This window comes from Neptuniibacter sp. QD57_21 (genome assembly GCF_047778075.1).
In the GTDB taxonomy this organism is placed as follows: Bacteria; Pseudomonadota; Gammaproteobacteria; order Pseudomonadales; family Balneatricaceae; genus Neptuniibacter.
On record NZ_CP180549.1, the window covers coordinates 1,640,989 to 1,657,238 of the forward strand.

General features: G+C 43.2%; 17 protein-coding genes. 12 read left to right on the forward strand and 5 right to left on the reverse strand.

Going from position 1 to position 16,250, the window contains the following annotated elements; all coding sequences use genetic code 11:
- The first annotated feature begins 88 nt into the window (after positions 1–88).
- Both ACMXYS_RS07265 and ACMXYS_RS07270 read left to right on the forward strand, forming a co-directional pair.
- Entirely contained in the window at positions 89–373 is a 285-nt protein-coding gene (locus ACMXYS_RS07265) for a nickel-binding protein (RefSeq protein WP_415898088.1), read from the forward strand.
- 223 nt (positions 374–596) lie between these two features.
- Entirely contained in the window at positions 597–2,675 is a 2,079-nt protein-coding gene (locus ACMXYS_RS07270; RefSeq protein WP_415898089.1) for a 4Fe-4S binding protein, read from the forward strand.
- A 62-nt stretch (positions 2,676–2,737) separates the two neighbouring features.
- Here ACMXYS_RS07270 and ACMXYS_RS07275 read toward each other — a convergent pair whose 3' ends face one another.
- Positions 2,738–4,501 carry a hypothetical protein gene (locus ACMXYS_RS07275; RefSeq protein ID WP_415898090.1) on the reverse strand — a complete coding sequence of 588 codons (1,764 nt, stop codon included), beginning with the start codon at positions 4,499–4,501 and terminating at the stop codon, positions 2,738–2,740.
- A 350-nt stretch (positions 4,502–4,851) separates the two neighbouring features.
- On the opposite strand from ACMXYS_RS07275, the gene ACMXYS_RS07280 reads away from it, so the two are divergent.
- From ACMXYS_RS07280 to ACMXYS_RS07290, 3 genes are all read left to right on the forward strand, one after another.
- Entirely contained in the window at positions 4,852–6,018 is a 1,167-nt protein-coding gene (locus ACMXYS_RS07280) for an RNA ligase RtcB family protein (RefSeq protein ID WP_415898091.1), read from the forward strand.
- Positions 6,015–6,647 carry a peptide chain release factor H gene (gene prfH, locus ACMXYS_RS07285; protein WP_415898092.1) on the forward strand — a complete coding sequence of 211 codons (633 nt, stop codon included), beginning with the start codon at positions 6,015–6,017 and terminating at the stop codon, positions 6,645–6,647. The genes ACMXYS_RS07280 and prfH overlap by 4 nt, the downstream gene beginning before the upstream one ends.
- 72 nt (positions 6,648–6,719) lie before the next feature.
- On the forward strand, positions 6,720–7,106 hold the full coding sequence (locus tag ACMXYS_RS07290; RefSeq protein ID WP_415898093.1) for a tautomerase family protein: 387 nt from the start codon (positions 6,720–6,722) through the stop codon (positions 7,104–7,106).
- Positions 7,107–7,133: 27 nt separating this feature from the next.
- Here ACMXYS_RS07290 and ACMXYS_RS07295 read toward each other — a convergent pair whose 3' ends face one another.
- Positions 7,134–7,487, reverse strand: a complete 354-nt coding sequence (locus tag ACMXYS_RS07295) for a hypothetical protein (protein WP_415898094.1) — start codon at positions 7,485–7,487, stop codon at positions 7,134–7,136.
- Positions 7,488–7,813: 326 nt separating this feature from the next.
- On the opposite strand from ACMXYS_RS07295, the gene ACMXYS_RS07300 reads away from it, so the two are divergent.
- From ACMXYS_RS07300 to ACMXYS_RS07315, 4 genes are all read left to right on the forward strand, one after another.
- Positions 7,814–8,608: an SDR family NAD(P)-dependent oxidoreductase gene (locus ACMXYS_RS07300; RefSeq protein WP_415884379.1), complete on the forward strand. Its 795-nt coding sequence runs from the start codon at positions 7,814–7,816 to the stop codon at positions 8,606–8,608.
- Positions 8,609–8,767: 159 nt separating this feature from the next.
- Positions 8,768–9,307, forward strand: coding sequence for an isochorismatase family protein (locus tag ACMXYS_RS07305; protein ID WP_415898095.1), 540 nt, complete (start codon positions 8,768–8,770; stop codon positions 9,305–9,307).
- Positions 9,300–10,268 carry a GlxA family transcriptional regulator gene (locus tag ACMXYS_RS07310; protein ID WP_415898096.1) on the forward strand — a complete coding sequence of 323 codons (969 nt, stop codon included), beginning with the start codon at positions 9,300–9,302 and terminating at the stop codon, positions 10,266–10,268. The genes ACMXYS_RS07305 and ACMXYS_RS07310 overlap by 8 nt, the downstream gene beginning before the upstream one ends.
- Before the next feature lie 65 nt (positions 10,269–10,333).
- A complete protein-coding gene (locus ACMXYS_RS07315) occupies positions 10,334–10,966 on the forward strand; it encodes an MOSC domain-containing protein (protein ID WP_415898097.1) in 633 nt (210 codons plus the stop codon).
- Positions 10,967–10,979: 13 nt separating this feature from the next.
- On the opposite strand, the gene ACMXYS_RS07320 is transcribed toward ACMXYS_RS07315, so the two are convergent.
- Entirely contained in the window at positions 10,980–11,750 is a 771-nt protein-coding gene (locus ACMXYS_RS07320) for a sulfite exporter TauE/SafE family protein (RefSeq protein WP_415898098.1), read from the reverse strand.
- Positions 11,751–11,867: 117 nt separating this feature from the next.
- Positions 11,868–12,737 carry a delta-class carbonic anhydrase gene (locus tag ACMXYS_RS07325; RefSeq protein ID WP_415898099.1) on the reverse strand — a complete coding sequence of 290 codons (870 nt, stop codon included), beginning with the start codon at positions 12,735–12,737 and terminating at the stop codon, positions 11,868–11,870.
- Between the two features lie 317 nt (positions 12,738–13,054).
- On the opposite strand from ACMXYS_RS07325, the gene ACMXYS_RS07330 reads away from it, so the two are divergent.
- Both ACMXYS_RS07330 and ACMXYS_RS07335 read left to right on the forward strand, forming a co-directional pair.
- A complete protein-coding gene (locus ACMXYS_RS07330; RefSeq protein ID WP_415884385.1) occupies positions 13,055–13,972 on the forward strand; it encodes an ABC transporter ATP-binding protein in 918 nt (305 codons plus the stop codon).
- A gap of 3 nt (positions 13,973–13,975) precedes the next feature.
- Entirely contained in the window at positions 13,976–14,737 is a 762-nt protein-coding gene (locus ACMXYS_RS07335; RefSeq protein ID WP_415884386.1) for an ABC transporter permease, read from the forward strand.
- 10 nt (positions 14,738–14,747) lie between these two features.
- Here the strand turns inward: ACMXYS_RS07335 and phnN are convergent, their stop codons facing one another.
- Complete coding sequence (phnN, locus tag ACMXYS_RS07340) at positions 14,748–15,308, reverse strand: phosphonate metabolism protein/1,5-bisphosphokinase (PRPP-forming) PhnN (RefSeq protein WP_415884387.1); 561 nt, start codon at positions 15,306–15,308, stop codon at positions 14,748–14,750.
- 189 nt (positions 15,309–15,497) lie between these two features.
- Here phnN and ACMXYS_RS07345 point away from each other — a divergent pair, with 189 nt between their 5' ends.
- The gene (locus ACMXYS_RS07345) at positions 15,498–16,238 is read left to right on the forward strand and encodes a substrate-binding periplasmic protein (protein WP_415884388.1); all 741 of its coding nucleotides are present in this window, start codon (positions 15,498–15,500) and stop codon (positions 16,236–16,238) included.
- The last annotated feature ends 12 nt before the right edge of the window (positions 16,239–16,250 follow it).

Genomic DNA, 16,250 nt, shown 5'->3' on the forward strand with positions numbered 1-16,250 from the left:
TACGGTTTCGATAGCATTCAAAGAGTGAACTTCAAATTAGTATCAATGCTCTGATTGATTACAAAAACAATAATTGGAGCAATTCACCATGCCTAAGTTCATCATTGAACGTGATATCCCAGAGATCGGTTCTGCCGATGCGGATGCTTTAAAAGCTGCTGCAGCAAAATCTAACGCGGTGCTAGCCGAGATGCAGAGCGAACATAAAGATATCGCTTGGGATTACAGTTACGTCGCTGGCGATAAAACCTTCTGCGTTTATAACTGTGCTGACGCTGAATTAATCGAAGAGCATTCACAGCGTAGTGGTTTCCCAGCATCCATTGTTACGGAAGTTGAAGCGCAGATAAGCCCAGCAACTGCAAAGTCTTAAACAAGCTGTAGTTATTGCAACCGGTGTTACCTTAGCACCGGTTTTTGTGCTGATGTACTGTACTTAAGACCCCAGTGTTTAAGTCTTAAATGCAATTATTGCAGCGAGAATATGCAGTTAGCATGTTATAAAATAACAAGAATAAGTAGCCATGTATCAGTTCTATAATCGTAGTCTTAGCTATGTTTTCTTATTGACCGTGCTGTTTGTATGCACGTTAGTCATGAGTCTTTGTTCCAGTGTGCACGCTGGCGTATTAACTAAAGACGACATCGTTAAAGCCTTTCCTTCTCCTTATATCGTCGGTGATAAAGATGAATCCCTAGCGGTATGGCCGTTATACCAGCAGATATCTACCGATACGCCGCTGGTGGGCTATGCCTATGAAACGATTGATATGGTTGCCGTACCTGGCTTTGCGGGGGTGCCTTATAATCTCTTAGTGGCGATGGACCCGCTGGGATCATTTATCAGCGTAAAAGTTCTATCTCATCACGAACCTGTATTTCTTGAAGGTTTAGGGGAGAAGCCTCTTTTTGATTTTGCTAAACAGTACTCTGGCATATCGTTGATGCAGAACATCAAGATCGATGCCAGCCCGACGGTCGCTCAGCGTGAGAATAAAGCCAATGCTTATATCGACGGCGTGACTAAGGCGACGGCATCGGTTCGAATTTTAAACCAGACTTTATTATCAGCATCATTAACCGTAGCCCGTGAGAAGCTAGGGTTTGCTAAAGGGCGAGATCCCGATCTGATCGCGCGCTTAGATAAAGAGCTTTTTGAGTCTATGAGTTGGGAGCAGCTCATCGATGCAGGTCTCATTCAAAAATTCCGTTTTACCAATGATCAGGTAGAGCAACAGTTTAAAGATACGATTGGTGAAGGGCTGGACGAAGAAGGCCTAGAGGCGCCAGAAGAAACCTATATTGAGCTCTATGTAGCAAACCTAAGCGTGCCATCAGTGGGGCGAAACCTATTACTACCGGAAGCTTGGGAATATCTAAAAGAAAGCACAGCCGAGAATGACCAGCTTCTCTTAGTCGTCGGTGGCGGTCGATACTCATTTGTGGGTGAGGACTTTGTACGCGGTAAAGTGCCAGAGCGAATCAGCCTACAGCAAGCAGGTTTACCGGTTGAAATGCGAGATTTCGATTTAAGTGATCTGCTCGATCTGTATGAGCTGGACTACAAGATTAAACTGCCTGAAGCTTTATCTGAACATGAATGGAAGGCATTTCATGTAATCGGACAGGCAGGTTTAGATCCAGCATTCCCTTATGAATTTCAGCTGCATATCAGCCGTGAAAAGGGTTGGTTGTATCCAGAAACGGTCAGTAAAACTTTGGATTTCAAAACCGAACTGGATGATGATTATTACATCGCTGCAGAAACGGATAACAAGACTTGGCACAGTCTTTGGGCTGGACGCACTACAGATATCGCCATCCTGTTGGTAGGGCTGTTTGTTCTGACGATTGTGTTGGTACGATACCAGCTTCTAACTAAAGGTCAGCAGCATCTGCGTTGGTTCAGACCGCTATACCTAGTTTATACCTTGGTGTTTATCGGTTGGTACGCACAAGGCCAGCTATCGATCGTAAACATTACTGGTGTACTTCAGGCGTGGTTAGCAGGGCGTAGTTTAGAGTTCTTCCTATACGATCCTATGACCGTGATTATCTGGGCTTATGTGGGTATTACCTTCTTTCTTTGGGGGCGCGGCACATTCTGCGGTTGGTTGTGTCCATTTGGCGCACTGCAGGAGCTTATCGGTAAGGTGTTAGTCTTCCTTAAAATACCTCAAATTAAGATCTCTGAGAAAACTGATGCGAGACTAAAAGGGCTTAAATATTTGGTCTTGCTGTTTATCTTAGTGGTTGCTGTTGTGTCCGTTCCACTGACCGGTTCCGTAGTAGAGATCGAGCCATTTAAAACCAGTATTACTCTGATCTTTGATCGTTCTTGGCCATTTGTATTGTGGGCTGTTGTGCTATTGGCATTAAGTCTGTTTGTTTACAAAGGTTACTGCCGCTATATCTGCCCATTGGGTGCGAGCATGGCTGTCCTGGGTAAACTGCGAATCTATAAATGGCTTCCACGTCGGGAAGAGTGTGGCTCGCCTTGTCGTTTGTGTACACAGAAGTGTGAATACCAAGCGATTCCACGCAGCGGCGTGATTGACTACAACGAGTGCTTCCAGTGTTTAGATTGTGTCGTAATTTACGATGATGATAAGCAGTGTGTACCGCTTGTGTTAGAAAAGCGCGGTCGCAAACTGAAAGTGAAGAATGTTGCTTAATTGATAAAAAACCACCACTAACACTATGATTTGTATAGGTTAGTGGTGGTTTTTATCTGTCACTATTCTGTTACAAGCTCGCTCATGGAATCTAAAAGCGATTTCGCTTGTTCTTTGGCTATATCAATATTTAGTTCTTGCTCATCTGTAGCTTCTTTTAGCGAGTTGATGCTCTCTAAAATGAACGCTTTGGTGTTATCGGTAAATGGGGTTAGTGTTTCTACTAGCTGATCTACTTGATCTTCAACAAAACTAGCAGCTTGCCAGAAATCGTCTTTTACCGGTTCGGGTAGTGCTGATTCAAAATCGACTAAGTCTTTTACGGCTTTGCTTTCAATAATCGCATTAGTACGATTTAAGAACTGCTCAAAATTATCTTCTAATAGCTCAAGATCATGCTCTGCTAAACGCGAGGTTGTAGGCCCTGTGTGGTTGGTCTGTTTAATTAGGTTGTCTCGCTGATCGGCCTCTACCTGACTTAAGATATTGGCTAATTGTTTAGTCTGGGCGGGCTCATCTTGATTTAGCCAAGCGTGAGTGGCTAAGAGTTCGATGGTTTGGCGTTGATCCTGAATGGCTGTATCACGATCTTTAATTTCATAGAATGCTCGGCCATCAGAGATCCTCTTCTCACCCATATAAGATTCAGCGACAAGCATTCGAGTATTGTGATCCGATCTAAGGGTATCGAGTGTTGAAAGCGCAGCGTCATTGCTGAATAGATCATGTTGAGAGTCATCACCTACCAGAGTATTCAAACCGGTAGAGGTGATCTCCAAATAAGCTCGCTGATGGGTGCTATCAAGATGGGTAAGGTCAGTGGCCATCTCTTTTAGTTGATCATCACTAAATGTGTAATCTTCAGTTAGAGAAACAAAGGTTTCTATCATGCCGTAAACAACTGAACGGGTATCATCAGCATGATTCAAAACAGCGCCGTGCCACTCTCCGGGTTGTGAGGTGTTGATGAGAGGTTCTGGCGAATCTGGCTGTGTGGCTGTTTTGGAAAGTTCAGCAAGGTAGCCGACCATCGCGTCTTGAGTTTTAGGCTCAAAACTCTCTACAGAATCTAACAAACGGAAACTCAGTTCTAGGTCCCCGCCAAATAGCTGCAATAGATTAGATTGTTGCAGTTCATCTGTGCCTTCGAGGTTATCTAAAATACGGTTAGTGTCTTCTGATAATCGCTCTGAATCGATATTGTTGATAGCAGTAACGAAGTTATGAATGTCGTTAGCAGCAGGAGAGCTTGGATTGAGCAGACCGCCGGAATCGTAAACCGAATCATCATTTGCTAAAGGGACTTTGCTGCTCAATTCATCCGCTTTTGCCAACACTTGGCTACGCGTATCACTATCCAAAGAGGATAGTGTTTGGATGAAGTCTTTTGCATTTTGCTTTCCGGAAGAGTAATTGAGCGCAAACGAGTTAAAACCTGGCGGGGTCTGTAAAGCCAGTGCTGCGTTAGCAAACTGTTTTAGCTCGGTATCACTCAGCTGTTGCGCAAGCGCTAAGAACTCCTCATCTTCTAAAATGCCAAGATCAACTAAGTTTTGACCTTGTTCTTGGGATAGCTTGCCCAAGACGGCATGCATCTGATCCGTTTGTTCCGATTCAGGAAGAATCACGACCTGATGTTTACCTTCAAATGCAGTAAATCGCGTAAACTCACTCGGATCTTGCTGGAGCAGTTGTTCTATCTGCACCTCTACAGAATTAATCTGTTTGAGTTGGCTTTTCAGTTCTTGAGAGGGTTCAACCTGCTGAGGTATTAGAGTTGAACTAAGTCCCTGTTGCAGCGGTAACTGATCCGATGTGATCTTCATAAATCCTTTCGCTTTAACTTCATCTGGAGTTTTATTTATAACGGCCAGATCTCAATAATATTGATTGATCTGGGTTATATCAGAGAGTGTTTTTGCTAAAAGGTTCGAATAGATGCAGAAAAACATCCAAAATAATTGCTTGCTTTCTAAGGTTTAGCTGATTAACATCCCGCTGCATATTTTTTAACCAACTAACTGTAAAGGAGAAAGATCATGGAACTGACAACTAAACCCTTTGCAGGTCGTGCCTTGTAAGAAGCAGGAAGCTTTTCTTTCCATCTCTCTTTAGCTCGGTCATCAGACCTGCCAATACGTTATTCGTTTAAACCTAATAAATAGGTATTGGTACTATGGGCAAATCCGTCCAAAAAATTACTGATTCTGTCAGCCTTATTGCGTCTAAAGATACGTGGATTGAAGGCTTAGCTATAGAACAACTTGTTAAAACATCTGAACTAGCAGGCATGTTCCGCGTGGCGGGTATGCCAGATCTGCACCCAGGCCGCGGCTATCCAATTGGTGCAGCTTTCTTTACAACTAACAAGATTTATCCGGCACTAGTCGGCAATGATATTGGCTGTGGTATGTCTTTATGGCAGAGCACTGCCAAAATAAGCAAAGTTAATGTCGATAAATTTGCTAAAAAACTACGTGATATCGAGTGTCCACTGGATGACAGCTGGGCTGACTTAATTGAACAGCGAAAAATTGAGAAAGGGATCCAAGCACAAGGTTTTGATTCCGCTTTCGGAACGATCGGTGGAGGTAACCATTTCGCTGAATTCCAAGCGGTAGAGACCGTGTATTGCGATGAGCATTTAGCACGTTTAAATCTCGATCCTAAAAAGCTATTGCTTTTAGTCCACTCAGGTTCTCGGGGTTTAGGTCAGTCAATATTGACTGAACACATCTCTAACTTTAATCATGATGGCCTGAACGAAGATGACAGCTCGTTCAGTGAGTATCTTAAGGCCCATGATGACGCTGTAAAGTGGGCTGAATTGAACCGCGAACTCATCGCACTGCGTTTCTTAGATGCCATTAGGGAGAGTGGTGATTGCTTGCTGGATGTAAATCACAACTTGGTAACAGAAAAGGACATTGCTGGAAGCAAAGGCTGGTTGCATCGTAAAGGTGCAACCCCGGCAGATCAGGGATATGTGGTCATTCCAGGCTCTCGTGGAGATTATAGTTATCTGGTAACAGCAGCTGATCAGGCCAAGGAGAATCTTGAAAATAGTCTTTATTCCCTTGCGCATGGCGCGGGTCGAAAATGGAAGCGGGGTGATTGCCAGGCAAGACTGAGTCATAAATTTAAAAAAGATGACTTACTCAAAACGGCCTTAGGAAGTCGGGTTATCTGTGGCAACAAAGAGTTGCTTTATGATGAAGCGCCGCAAGCCTATAAAAACTGTGAAACGATTATTGATGATCTTGTTGAAGCAGGTTTAATGAAAGTTGTTGCAAGGTTGCGCCCTGTACTGACCTTTAAAACCAATGGGAGCTGTGGAGCATGATCTTGTTACAGCTGTCTTCAGGAAAAGGCCCGGCTGAATGCGGTCGGGCTGTTTTTCTGGCTTTCGCTCAGATGCAGAAAGAAGCAAAACCTCAGGGAATCGCTATCAACCTGTTACAGCAGCTCAATTACACCGAACCACGTTCTATAAAGTCGATCTTGATGGAAGTTAAAGCGTCAAACTCGGTAGAGCTTCAATCGTTTGTTAACCGTTGGAAGGGTGTGATGCTTTGGAATTCCCAGAGTCCGTTTAGACCCAAACATAAGCGGAAAAATTGGTTCTTTAGCGCTCAGATTTATGAAATCGATCAGTGGAAGCTTAATCATCAAATAGAGTTTAAGACTTGTCGATCATCTGGAGCGGGTGGACAACACGTTAATAAAACTGATTCTGCGGTGCAGGCGACACATATTAGTTCAGGTATTTCTGTTCGTGTTGAAAGTGAGCGAAGTCAGCATGCGAATAAAAGATTAGCAATAGCACTCATCTATCAAAAGCTTGATGAGCAACAACAGCAAAATGCTTCTGAGCAGCATAAAACTCAGTGGCAACAGCATATGGAATTGCAGCGGGGAAATCCTGATAGGGTATTTAAAGGAGAAAAATTTGTAGATGTAACATCCAGATAAAGATAAAAGAGGATAGTTACTCTTTTGCTAGGAATAGCTATCCTCTTAATCGACCAAAATTTGGACCTAAATATGATCGTTATCTACGGAATTAAGCAGCAGCTAAACCCCATCAAAGCAGAACTGTCGGATGTTATTCATCAGTGTATGCAGCAGGTTTTGGGGTTTCCTGAGGACAAACGCGCGCATCGGTTTATTCCCATGGAAAAAGAAGATTTTTACTATCCTGGTGGTCGCAGTGACGCCTATACAGTTATTGAAATTAATATGATGGCTGGGCGCAAAGTTGAAACGCAGAAAAAGCTGATTCACACTCTATTCGAAAAGATAGAAGGGAAGATTGGTATTCTACCCGTTGATATTGAAATCATCATCAAAGAGCAGCAACCTTACCAGTGGGGCTTTAGAGGTATGACGGGTGATGAAGTGAACGACCTTAAATATAAAGTTAATGTCTAGTTGGCCATGAAGCTATAACTTATTGACCTAATTACACTGATGTTCGGCGAGTAGTTCTAGGCGGTTATAGGCAACTAAATGGGGTAAAAAAATCACCCTAACTTTGACTCCTTTACTTTCAAGATTGAAAGCATCAATTACATTACAAGCGTACTTTGCATAATCTTCAGTTCGATACCGTTGTATTACACCGATTTGGAGTGCTTTCTTTGAAGTCCATTTCACATCAGAGGCTAACGGCTCTTGATCGCTATTCATATAATCAGCGATTTTTTTGTGCTTTCTGCTGAAGCTTTGCTTTGATTTCTTTGATTTGATAATTTCATTTCGCTGCCCCTCGTTATTATAGTAACCGGAGGGTGGTGCTTCATCTTTATCCATAAAGAAGGTTTTAGCGCTGACCTGTGGGCTAATTAGTACAGCCCAGAGTAGGCTTAAGCCTGTGAAAATCCATAATTTGGGTTTGATAAAGTTCAATTGCATCACGTTAAATTCGGTTACTGCTATTCATTTCTCAAGATTACGCTACCTATCTGATTTTAAAAGAATAAGTTTATTAAAATTTTATCTAAATCTATGAAGATTTTTTGATCTGAATTTATAAACGCTCGATTTTGATCATTGTTTGGTATTTATCTACCTCGGTGATTGAGAGTCATTCAAACATACTCCTAGGTAACTTATTAATGCTGTTTGGAGGATTCAATATGGCTGGGCGTTTAGAAGGTAAGGTGGTGCTGATTACAGGTGCTGGTGGTGGGCTAGGCAGTGCGCAAGCACGTATGATGGCCGAAGAGGGTGCGAGTGTAATGCTGGCTAACTTACCAGAGGATCCCATTATTGCAGAAGGTCAGAAACCAACGGGGCTTTGGGATAATGCTGTTAGGGTTGCTGAAGAGATTCGGGCAGCTGGTGGTAAAGCCGATGTGGTGGCTTTGGATGTTACTGAAGAGCCTCAGTGGATTTCTGCGGTTAACGCAACCGAAGCAGCTTTCGGTAAGTTGGATGTATTGGTCAACAATGCGGGTATCTATTACCACGCAGGTTTATTGGATCATACCGTAGAGAAATTTGATCAAATTGTGGGAGTGAATCAGTTGGGCTGTTTGTTGGGCATGAAGTCAGCGATTCCTGCCATGCGTCGGTGTGGTGGCGGTTCTATCATAAACTTTGCATCGATTTATGGTATTTCAGGAGCAGGGACGTCCACGGCTTACCAGAGTACAAAAGGCGCCGTTCGATTAATGACTAAATCAGCGGCACTTGAGTTTGTCGGCGATAATATTCGTATTAACTCAATCTGCCCCGGGATGTTTGATACTAATCTGTTTGAAAGTTCTGTTCCGAAAGAAGCGTGGGGGCCTCTGGTCGATATGGTACCAATGAAGCGCTTTGGCAGACCAAAAGAGATCGCTTATGGCACGGTGTTCTTAGCCTCTGATGAGGCTTCTTTTATGACCGGGTCTGATCTGGTGATTGATGGCGGCTATACCTGCCCTTAAGTTTTTTCTTCACTTATTCTTACCTAGAAAAACTGCGCTTAAGTGCAGTTTTTTTGTTTGGCCGAAATTGTCCTGTTTTTGGCCGCTATCTTTCTTATGTCAATTTTGGTTATAGCTCACACTTAGCTCACAAATATTAAATACATGGGAGTTTAAGCTATGAAAAATACAGCGTTATTAGTGATTGATGTGCAGGAATCCTTTAAACATCGTGATTATTGGTATGATGATGGTTTTTCTGATTATGAAGCGAGACAAAACCGGCTAATTGATGCGGTAAGAGCGCAAGGTGGTTCAATTGTGTTTATCCTTCATCATGAAGATGAAGGCGTATTTTCAGTTGAGTCCGGTTTTGTCCGTTTGATGGATTTTCTGCATAAGAAGGATGAAGATAAAGTTTTTAACAAGCGAGTGCATAATGCGCTACTCGACAGTGGCTTGCACGAGTGGTTGCAGGGGCAATCGATTAACAAAATATTGGTCAGTGGATTAAGAACAGAACAATGTTGTGAAACCACAACGCGTGTAGGTAGTGATTTGGGTTATGAGGTTGATTTCGTGGTCGATGCTACTCATACCTTCACTATGAAAAATCAATTTACCGGAGAGACTGTGAGTGAAGAGGCGTTAAAGCATCATACCTCTATGATTTTGCAAGATCGCTTCGCAAATGTGCGCATGGTTGGAGACTATGAATAAAAAAAGGCGTGTTTATCTGTTGGTGTTGCCACGTGTCCATTTGTTGGATCTGGCTGCGCCTGCTCAGATATTTGCACATCCTTCTTTAGAGGAGAGTATAGAGTTGCACTATATCTCTCCTCAGTCAGAGCTGCAGTCCAAGCAAGGCTTACATCTTGCTAAGCTAGAGCCTTTACCGGAGAGGTTAGATGCAGACGATTGGTTGTTGTTGATCGGTACAAGCCAGTTAAATAAGCATCTTCATGAAGCTGATTACCAGACGGCGATTCAATGGCTAAATTCGGTGAAATCTCAGTTTGGCCTGTTAGCTGGGATCTGCTCCGGTTCTCTTCTAGCAGCCAAGGCAGGTGTATTAGATGGTAAGCGCTGCACGACACACCATGACCTTACTGCCTCACTTTGTCAGATCGCACCAGACGCTTTAGTACAGGAAGATTGTATTTTCGTTACTGATGGCAATATATGGACGAGCGCCGGTATCACCACAGGGTTGGATCTTTGCTTACAGTTAGTTGATAACCATTGGGGGCAGGATCGGGCAGTACAAATTGCCCGTGAGATGGTGATCTACATGCGACGATCTGGCCAGGAAGCGCAGCTGAGTTTTTGGTTAAACCATCGAAACCACACTCAGTCTCGCGTGCACAAAGTTCAGGACCTGATAATGGAGCAGCCGGGTTTTGATTGGGATGTGTCGCTATTGGCAGAACGAGTTCACTTAAGTGAGCGTCATCTTCGGCGTTTATTTCTGCAAGCGACTGGATTCAATCTGCAAGAGTATCTGCAGCAGGCGCGCATAGAGCTAGGTCGTCAGTTATTAGAACAAACCAAACTACCTATAGATGTTATTGCTGAGCGTTGCGGGTTTCAGTCTGAAAGAAGCTTAAGACGTGTTTGGGCAAGGTGGCAGGAGGGCACTCCCTCGCAATATCGAAGGAATTTAAATCTGATTGATATTTGATCAATTTGGTTATGGTCGTATATGTTTAAGTGACTGCGTTTCAACACCGTTTATGGAGGCGAGGCATGTCTACTTACCAAGGTACCATCAAGGGTTTATATATAGGGCAACCAAAACCAATTGGCCCAGATGATGCGCCAAGCGGTATCTTCAAAGAGCCCGTTGAAGCTTGTTTATTAACCAAAACAGGGCTGGAAGGTGATGTTCAAGTAGATAAGCGTGTGCATGGTGGTCCTGAAAAAGCGCTGTATCAATTCCCCTCAGAAAATTACGCAACCCTTCGCCAAGCCTTACCGCACCTTGAGGATAGTTTTATCTATGGATCGATAGGTGAAAACCTTTCCAGTGAATCAGTGGATGATACTCAGGTTCATATTGGCGATATTGTGAAAGTGGGTGGTGCTTTAGTGCAGGTATCCCAACCCCGCAGACCTTGTTGGAAAGTGAATCATAAATACGGCAATGGCCATATAGCGCCTTTGCTTATGTCGCAGGCGATCAGTGGTTGGTACTACCGTGTGTTAGAAGAAGGTGAACTGCGCGTAGGCGATACATTTTCCTTGCAAGAACGGCTAGAGGATAGTGTCGCTGTTGCTGAAGTCTGGAAGGTCTTTTTAGAAAAGTTACAGTCCAGACTACCGCCAGAAGCGTTCAATACCAATATCCCAGGATTATCGACTGAATGGCGTTTTGAATAGCTGTTATTAGGGCTTAGCCGTACACATCGTAGAAGAAGTAAGCAGTGATGCCACAGCTAGCGAAAATTACGAAATTACGCACCCACTGTTGTGGTAACTGCCGTGAGTAGTGTGCTGCATAATAACCGCCTGCGAGCGTACCTATCAGAACGATCGTACCTGAATACCAATCGATCACCCCATCAATAATAAACAGCACAATCGCGATCAGTGATACGCATGAAGATACCAAAAGCTTGATACCGTTCATGGTGTTGATATTGGTATAACCGGCCAAAGCTAAATAACTCAGCGTGATAATACCTAATCCAGCATTGAAGAACCCGCCATAGAGACAAACGCCAAACAGCAGTAGCATCAGAAGAAAGCCTCCTACTGCTGATGCATGCTTATGAGCGCCCGAAAGACTTTTTAATGCGCTGTTGAGTCGTCCACCGAAGATAAAAAGAATCGTCGCGAATAGCAGTAACCATGGCACAGCTTCAAGAAATACCTCTTCAGGCGTTCTTAGTAGCAACACTGCACCTGCGATACCACCGATAAAACTAATCAAAATTAATTTTATGAGGTTCTTTCGATCTTGCCTGATATCTTTTCGCAGCGCATAGGTGCCGCTCATATAACCAGCACAGGCAGAGAATGTGTTGGTCGCATTCGCGCTAATCGGCGGTACACCCACAAACATCAAGGCTGGAAAGGTAATAAAGCTGCCGCCACCGGCGATTGCATTCAGTACACCACCAAAAAAACCTGCTACAAAAAGAATAAAGAGTTCAAACCACATTTATTGAAAAGCCTGTCGTGAGGGATCGATCAAGTATACCGTACTTAGCAGGCCATTAGGTCAGTGGAAGCCCCTAAGTAGTTTCCGCTTAGGGGCCTTTTGTGTCGCTGTTAAGTGTTAATGAGAGATAGGCGATAGAAATTCTGGTCGTGTCACTAGGTTTCTGACTCCATGGGCATGATCTTCATTAAAAGTATTGTCTTTTAACCAAGCATTTACCGTGGAAATGTCCACCTTAAGTACTTTTGGTCGAACACTCCATGTCACTTGGAATGGGGAGCCTTTAATGTTGTAACTAGGGCCTGTTGTGGAGCCTGCATACTGCACTGGTTTACCCGTGTTATTGGGGATATTAACGGCTTGATAGAAGCCGCTTCGGTTGTTGAACTTAGTTAAGCTTCTAAAATCTCGGGCGTTCTTATCATTTACTAATACAATAACTTGAGCTTCAACACGAAGTTGTGGGTTTTTGATCTCTTCGCTAAGGCATGCACCTAATGTCGGACCTGGTTTTACCTGAGCTGTAGAGTGAACAAAGTGAACTTCTAAAGTATCTCCAGGTATCAGTGCTTTATGACTATCGGATTTAACTTTTAAAGCAATTGGACTGAGTTCTTGTTCGGTTAAATCACCAGAAAATTGATAGCCAGTGTGGTAGCCGTGACCATCGCCATTGCCTGCAAATTTAGTGAACTCACCCCCTTTATGCTCGGCGTTTTTGTGTAGGTGGATATTGCATAGGTTCATGCTTTGATATGGAGGTGCTGTATTGAAAGCGATGGCGTTTGTACCGGCTGTAGAATCTATATCTCGAGGGGACTGAGGGCCAAAGCCATTACCGTACATATTGGCGTAAAGCAGTTTATCTTGCTTAAGTAGCACGTTATCACTGACATGTTGATTGTGTGCTGAGCTAGGGTTTTCTGCGTAGGACGTGAGCGATAAAAGCAGTGAGGCAGATAATAGGGTAAGTGGAAGTGTTCGCATTGTATTGTTCCTGTCGGCTATAAATATCTGATGCACGCAGGAGGTGAAATACAGCTTGGGCTTGTTTCATTGAATATCCTATCAACGCTTAACCAAGCCAAATCACCGTCCGTAGTGAATGTTTATTGTGAAATAAAACAGTTGTTTTAATTCAGTAGGTAGCAAAATATAGTTGCGTGATAACTGCGTCAAGTAGCTATTGTTGTGATCTTCATAACAGAGTGTTTACCTAGCTTTATCTATCTGATGGATAGATATTTCTCTAATATGGTCAAAGCGTTTTCATGTACAGGTTCCAGTTCAGGAGTTAGCTTTTAATGCAGCCGATTATTCAGGTGCAGGACTTAAATAAAACATACGATTCAGGTTTTACCGCATTACGTTCGGTGAATCTTGATATCAAAAAAGGTGAGATCTTTGCACTATTGGGTCCTAATGGTGCGGGTAAAACAACGCTGATTAGTATTATTTGCGGAATTAGCCGTGGAACCTCAGGTACGGTTTTAGCGGGTGGTCATGATATCGCTAAGGATTATCGCCAGGCCCGAAGCAAAATCGGATTAGTACCGCAGGAACTTACGACTGATGCTTTTGAAACAGTCTGGGCAACTGTCAATTTTAGCCGTGGTTTGTTTGGTAAAGCGCCACGTAAGGCTTACATCGAGAAAATCCTTAAGCAGCTTTCTCTGTGGGATAAACGTAATTCAAAGATGCTAGAACTGTCTGGTGGTATGAAGCGCAGGGTGATGATTGCGAAAGCCTTGTCGCATGAGCCAGAGATTCTTTTCTTGGATGAGCCTACTGCAGGCGTCGATGTCGAACTGCGACGTGATATGTGGGAGATGGTTCGAGAGCTGCGTGATAACGGAGTCACGATCATTTTGACAACTCACTACATTGAAGAAGCCGAAGAGATGGCTGATCGTATTGGAGTGATTCGTAAGGGTGAAATTATCCTGATCGAAGAGAAGGCGACACTGATGTCTAAGTTGGGCAAAAAATCCCTGCATATTCATCTTCAACAGCCGATGGAGCAGATTCCTTCAGAGTTGGAGTATTTTAATCTGACTTTAGAGCAAGCAGGGGAATACCTTCAGTATGTTTATGATGCCAGTGAAAGTGAGCAGGTTGCTGAATTGTTAGCGAAATTAAATGAGCTAGGCGTCGGGATTAAAGATTTGAACTCTTCGGAAAGCTCGCTTGAAGATATCTTTGTAGAACTGGTGCAGGAGTAAGTGATGAATTTTTACGGTATTCGAGCGATCTATAAGTTCGAAATGGCGCGCACCTTTCGTACGTTGATGCAGAGTATTGCTTCTCCAGTGCTTTCAACATCACTCTATTTTATTGTCTTTGGTACTGCCATTGGCTCAAGAATGGGGGAGATTGATGGTATTAGCTATGCGGCATTTATTATTCCGGGTCTATTAATGCTGTCACTGTTGAGTGAGAGTATTTCTAATGCGTCTTTTGGTATCTTCTTTCCGAAGTTTTCTGGGACGATTTACGAAGTATTGTCAGCACCGGTTTCACCTTTTGAGATTGTAGCTGGCTATGTTGGCGCGGCAGCAACGAAATCGGTCATGCTAGGGCTATTGATTCTGGCTACTGCGAGTTTGTTTGTCGATTACACTATCTTGCACCCGCTATGGATGCTTTGTTTCCTAGTTATTACTGCTATTACTTTTAGCTTATTTGGCTTTGTTATTGGTATCTGGGCCGATGATTTCCAGAAGCTTCAGATCATTCCATTGATGGTAATAACACCTCTGACTTTCTTAGGCGGAGCGTTTTACTCGATCAATATGTTGCCTGAACCTTGGCAGACTATTTCACTATTTAATCCTGTTGTTTATTTGGTGAGTGGTTTCCGCTGGGCGTTTTATGGCGTGGCTGATGTGAATGTTGGTCTAAGTTTGGGAATGACCATATTGTTTATGATGAGCTGTATGGCAATCATTGCTTGGATATTCCGAAGTGGCTACCGCATCAGAAGCTAGATTGTAGCGATTAACGAATAAATCGGTGCTCGGTGATGATATCCATCAGAGCATCGATTCCTTCTTCTTTAGTGCCGCTATTGTCTATATATAAAGTGCCGGATGGCATGTGGTCCAAAAAGTCATCATGACGCTTTAAACGCTTCTCTATCTCTATATCTGTTTCCCTTCCGCGATTATGCAATCTATCCCTTAGTAGCTCGGTTCTAATATTTATCATCACTGGGATAAGAAAGTCGTATTGCTTCATGGCAATTGGAAGATACTCGCGAGAGCCGTTAATAATGACGTTGAGTCCCGCTTTAACCCAGATTTCGACCTCTTTACCTATCCCATACAAATGGTTATGAGATGCCCAGTGCATAGCAAACATTGCGGTATCAACGCGTAGTTGAAATTCTGACTCTGTAAGGTGGATGTGGTTTTCTCCACCGGCATCTGCAGCCCGCGTGATGTACCTATGGGCGATAAATGCCTGATGGCTATGTTCTAAACGTTCCCTACAGCCTTGTAGGAGAGTGTCTTTTCCAGAGCCAGAGGCGCCCATAAGATAAAAAAGTTTACCGCTCATCAACTTTCCGATAGTGAGATTGCGTTTTTGTAGTTATAGCAAACTCACTTTATCAAAGCTTTAGCGCTTTGGACTAGATTCGATATGGTTGAGTGTGCCGGTTTGGTGTTGTGTATCCTCTTTTAATTGATACATCTTTAAATTAACCTAGTCTGTTATAAGGTTATTAAATGTATGAGGGGGATGACAGTGACGCGATTGAACCGTTTGGCGATCTCTTTAACGTTATTGCTGTTGCTGCCTTATGCTCAAGCTAATCAGACCGTTCAGTTATACACGGTTGATTATCCTCCCTACACCATGGTTGATGATAACGGTGTAATCAGTGGTATCGACGTGGAGGTTACGCAAGCAGCTTTTGCTGCCGTAGGTATTAATGCGGATATACAAACAGCCCCATGGAAGAGGATATTAAAGAGTATTCGCCATGGGCGCATGGCTGGCACAGTTACTTGCTCTAAAAGGACCGGTAGAGATAAATTTATTTTGTTTAGTGATGTTTTAAGTGAAGCATATCAGTCTGCTGTAATGCACAGTGATCGAGTTGATACAGATATCGTTAGCTTTGACGATTTGGCTAGGGTAAATGTTTCAGTTGTTGATGGTTGGGGTATTCAAAAAGAGTTACAACAGGCAGGTATTTCCCATTCTATAGTGCCTGATGTTGATAGTGGGGTCCGTTCATTAGTTTATCGAGACGTAGATGTTTTCTACAACGCTGGTCTTGTAACTCAATATCACGCGAGGAAATTGGGATTGCTCGATAAAATCAAAATTAAGCGCCTGAAAGGCAAGCAAAGTACTCAGTATCATCTGTGTTTAAGTAAAATGTATCCAGATGCTGATGTTCTTTTGGATAAGTTTAATGAAGGTCTACGCTTAATCAAAATTAATGGTCAGTATCAGGCTATTTACGATCGTTACCTATAATTTCAAAACGGC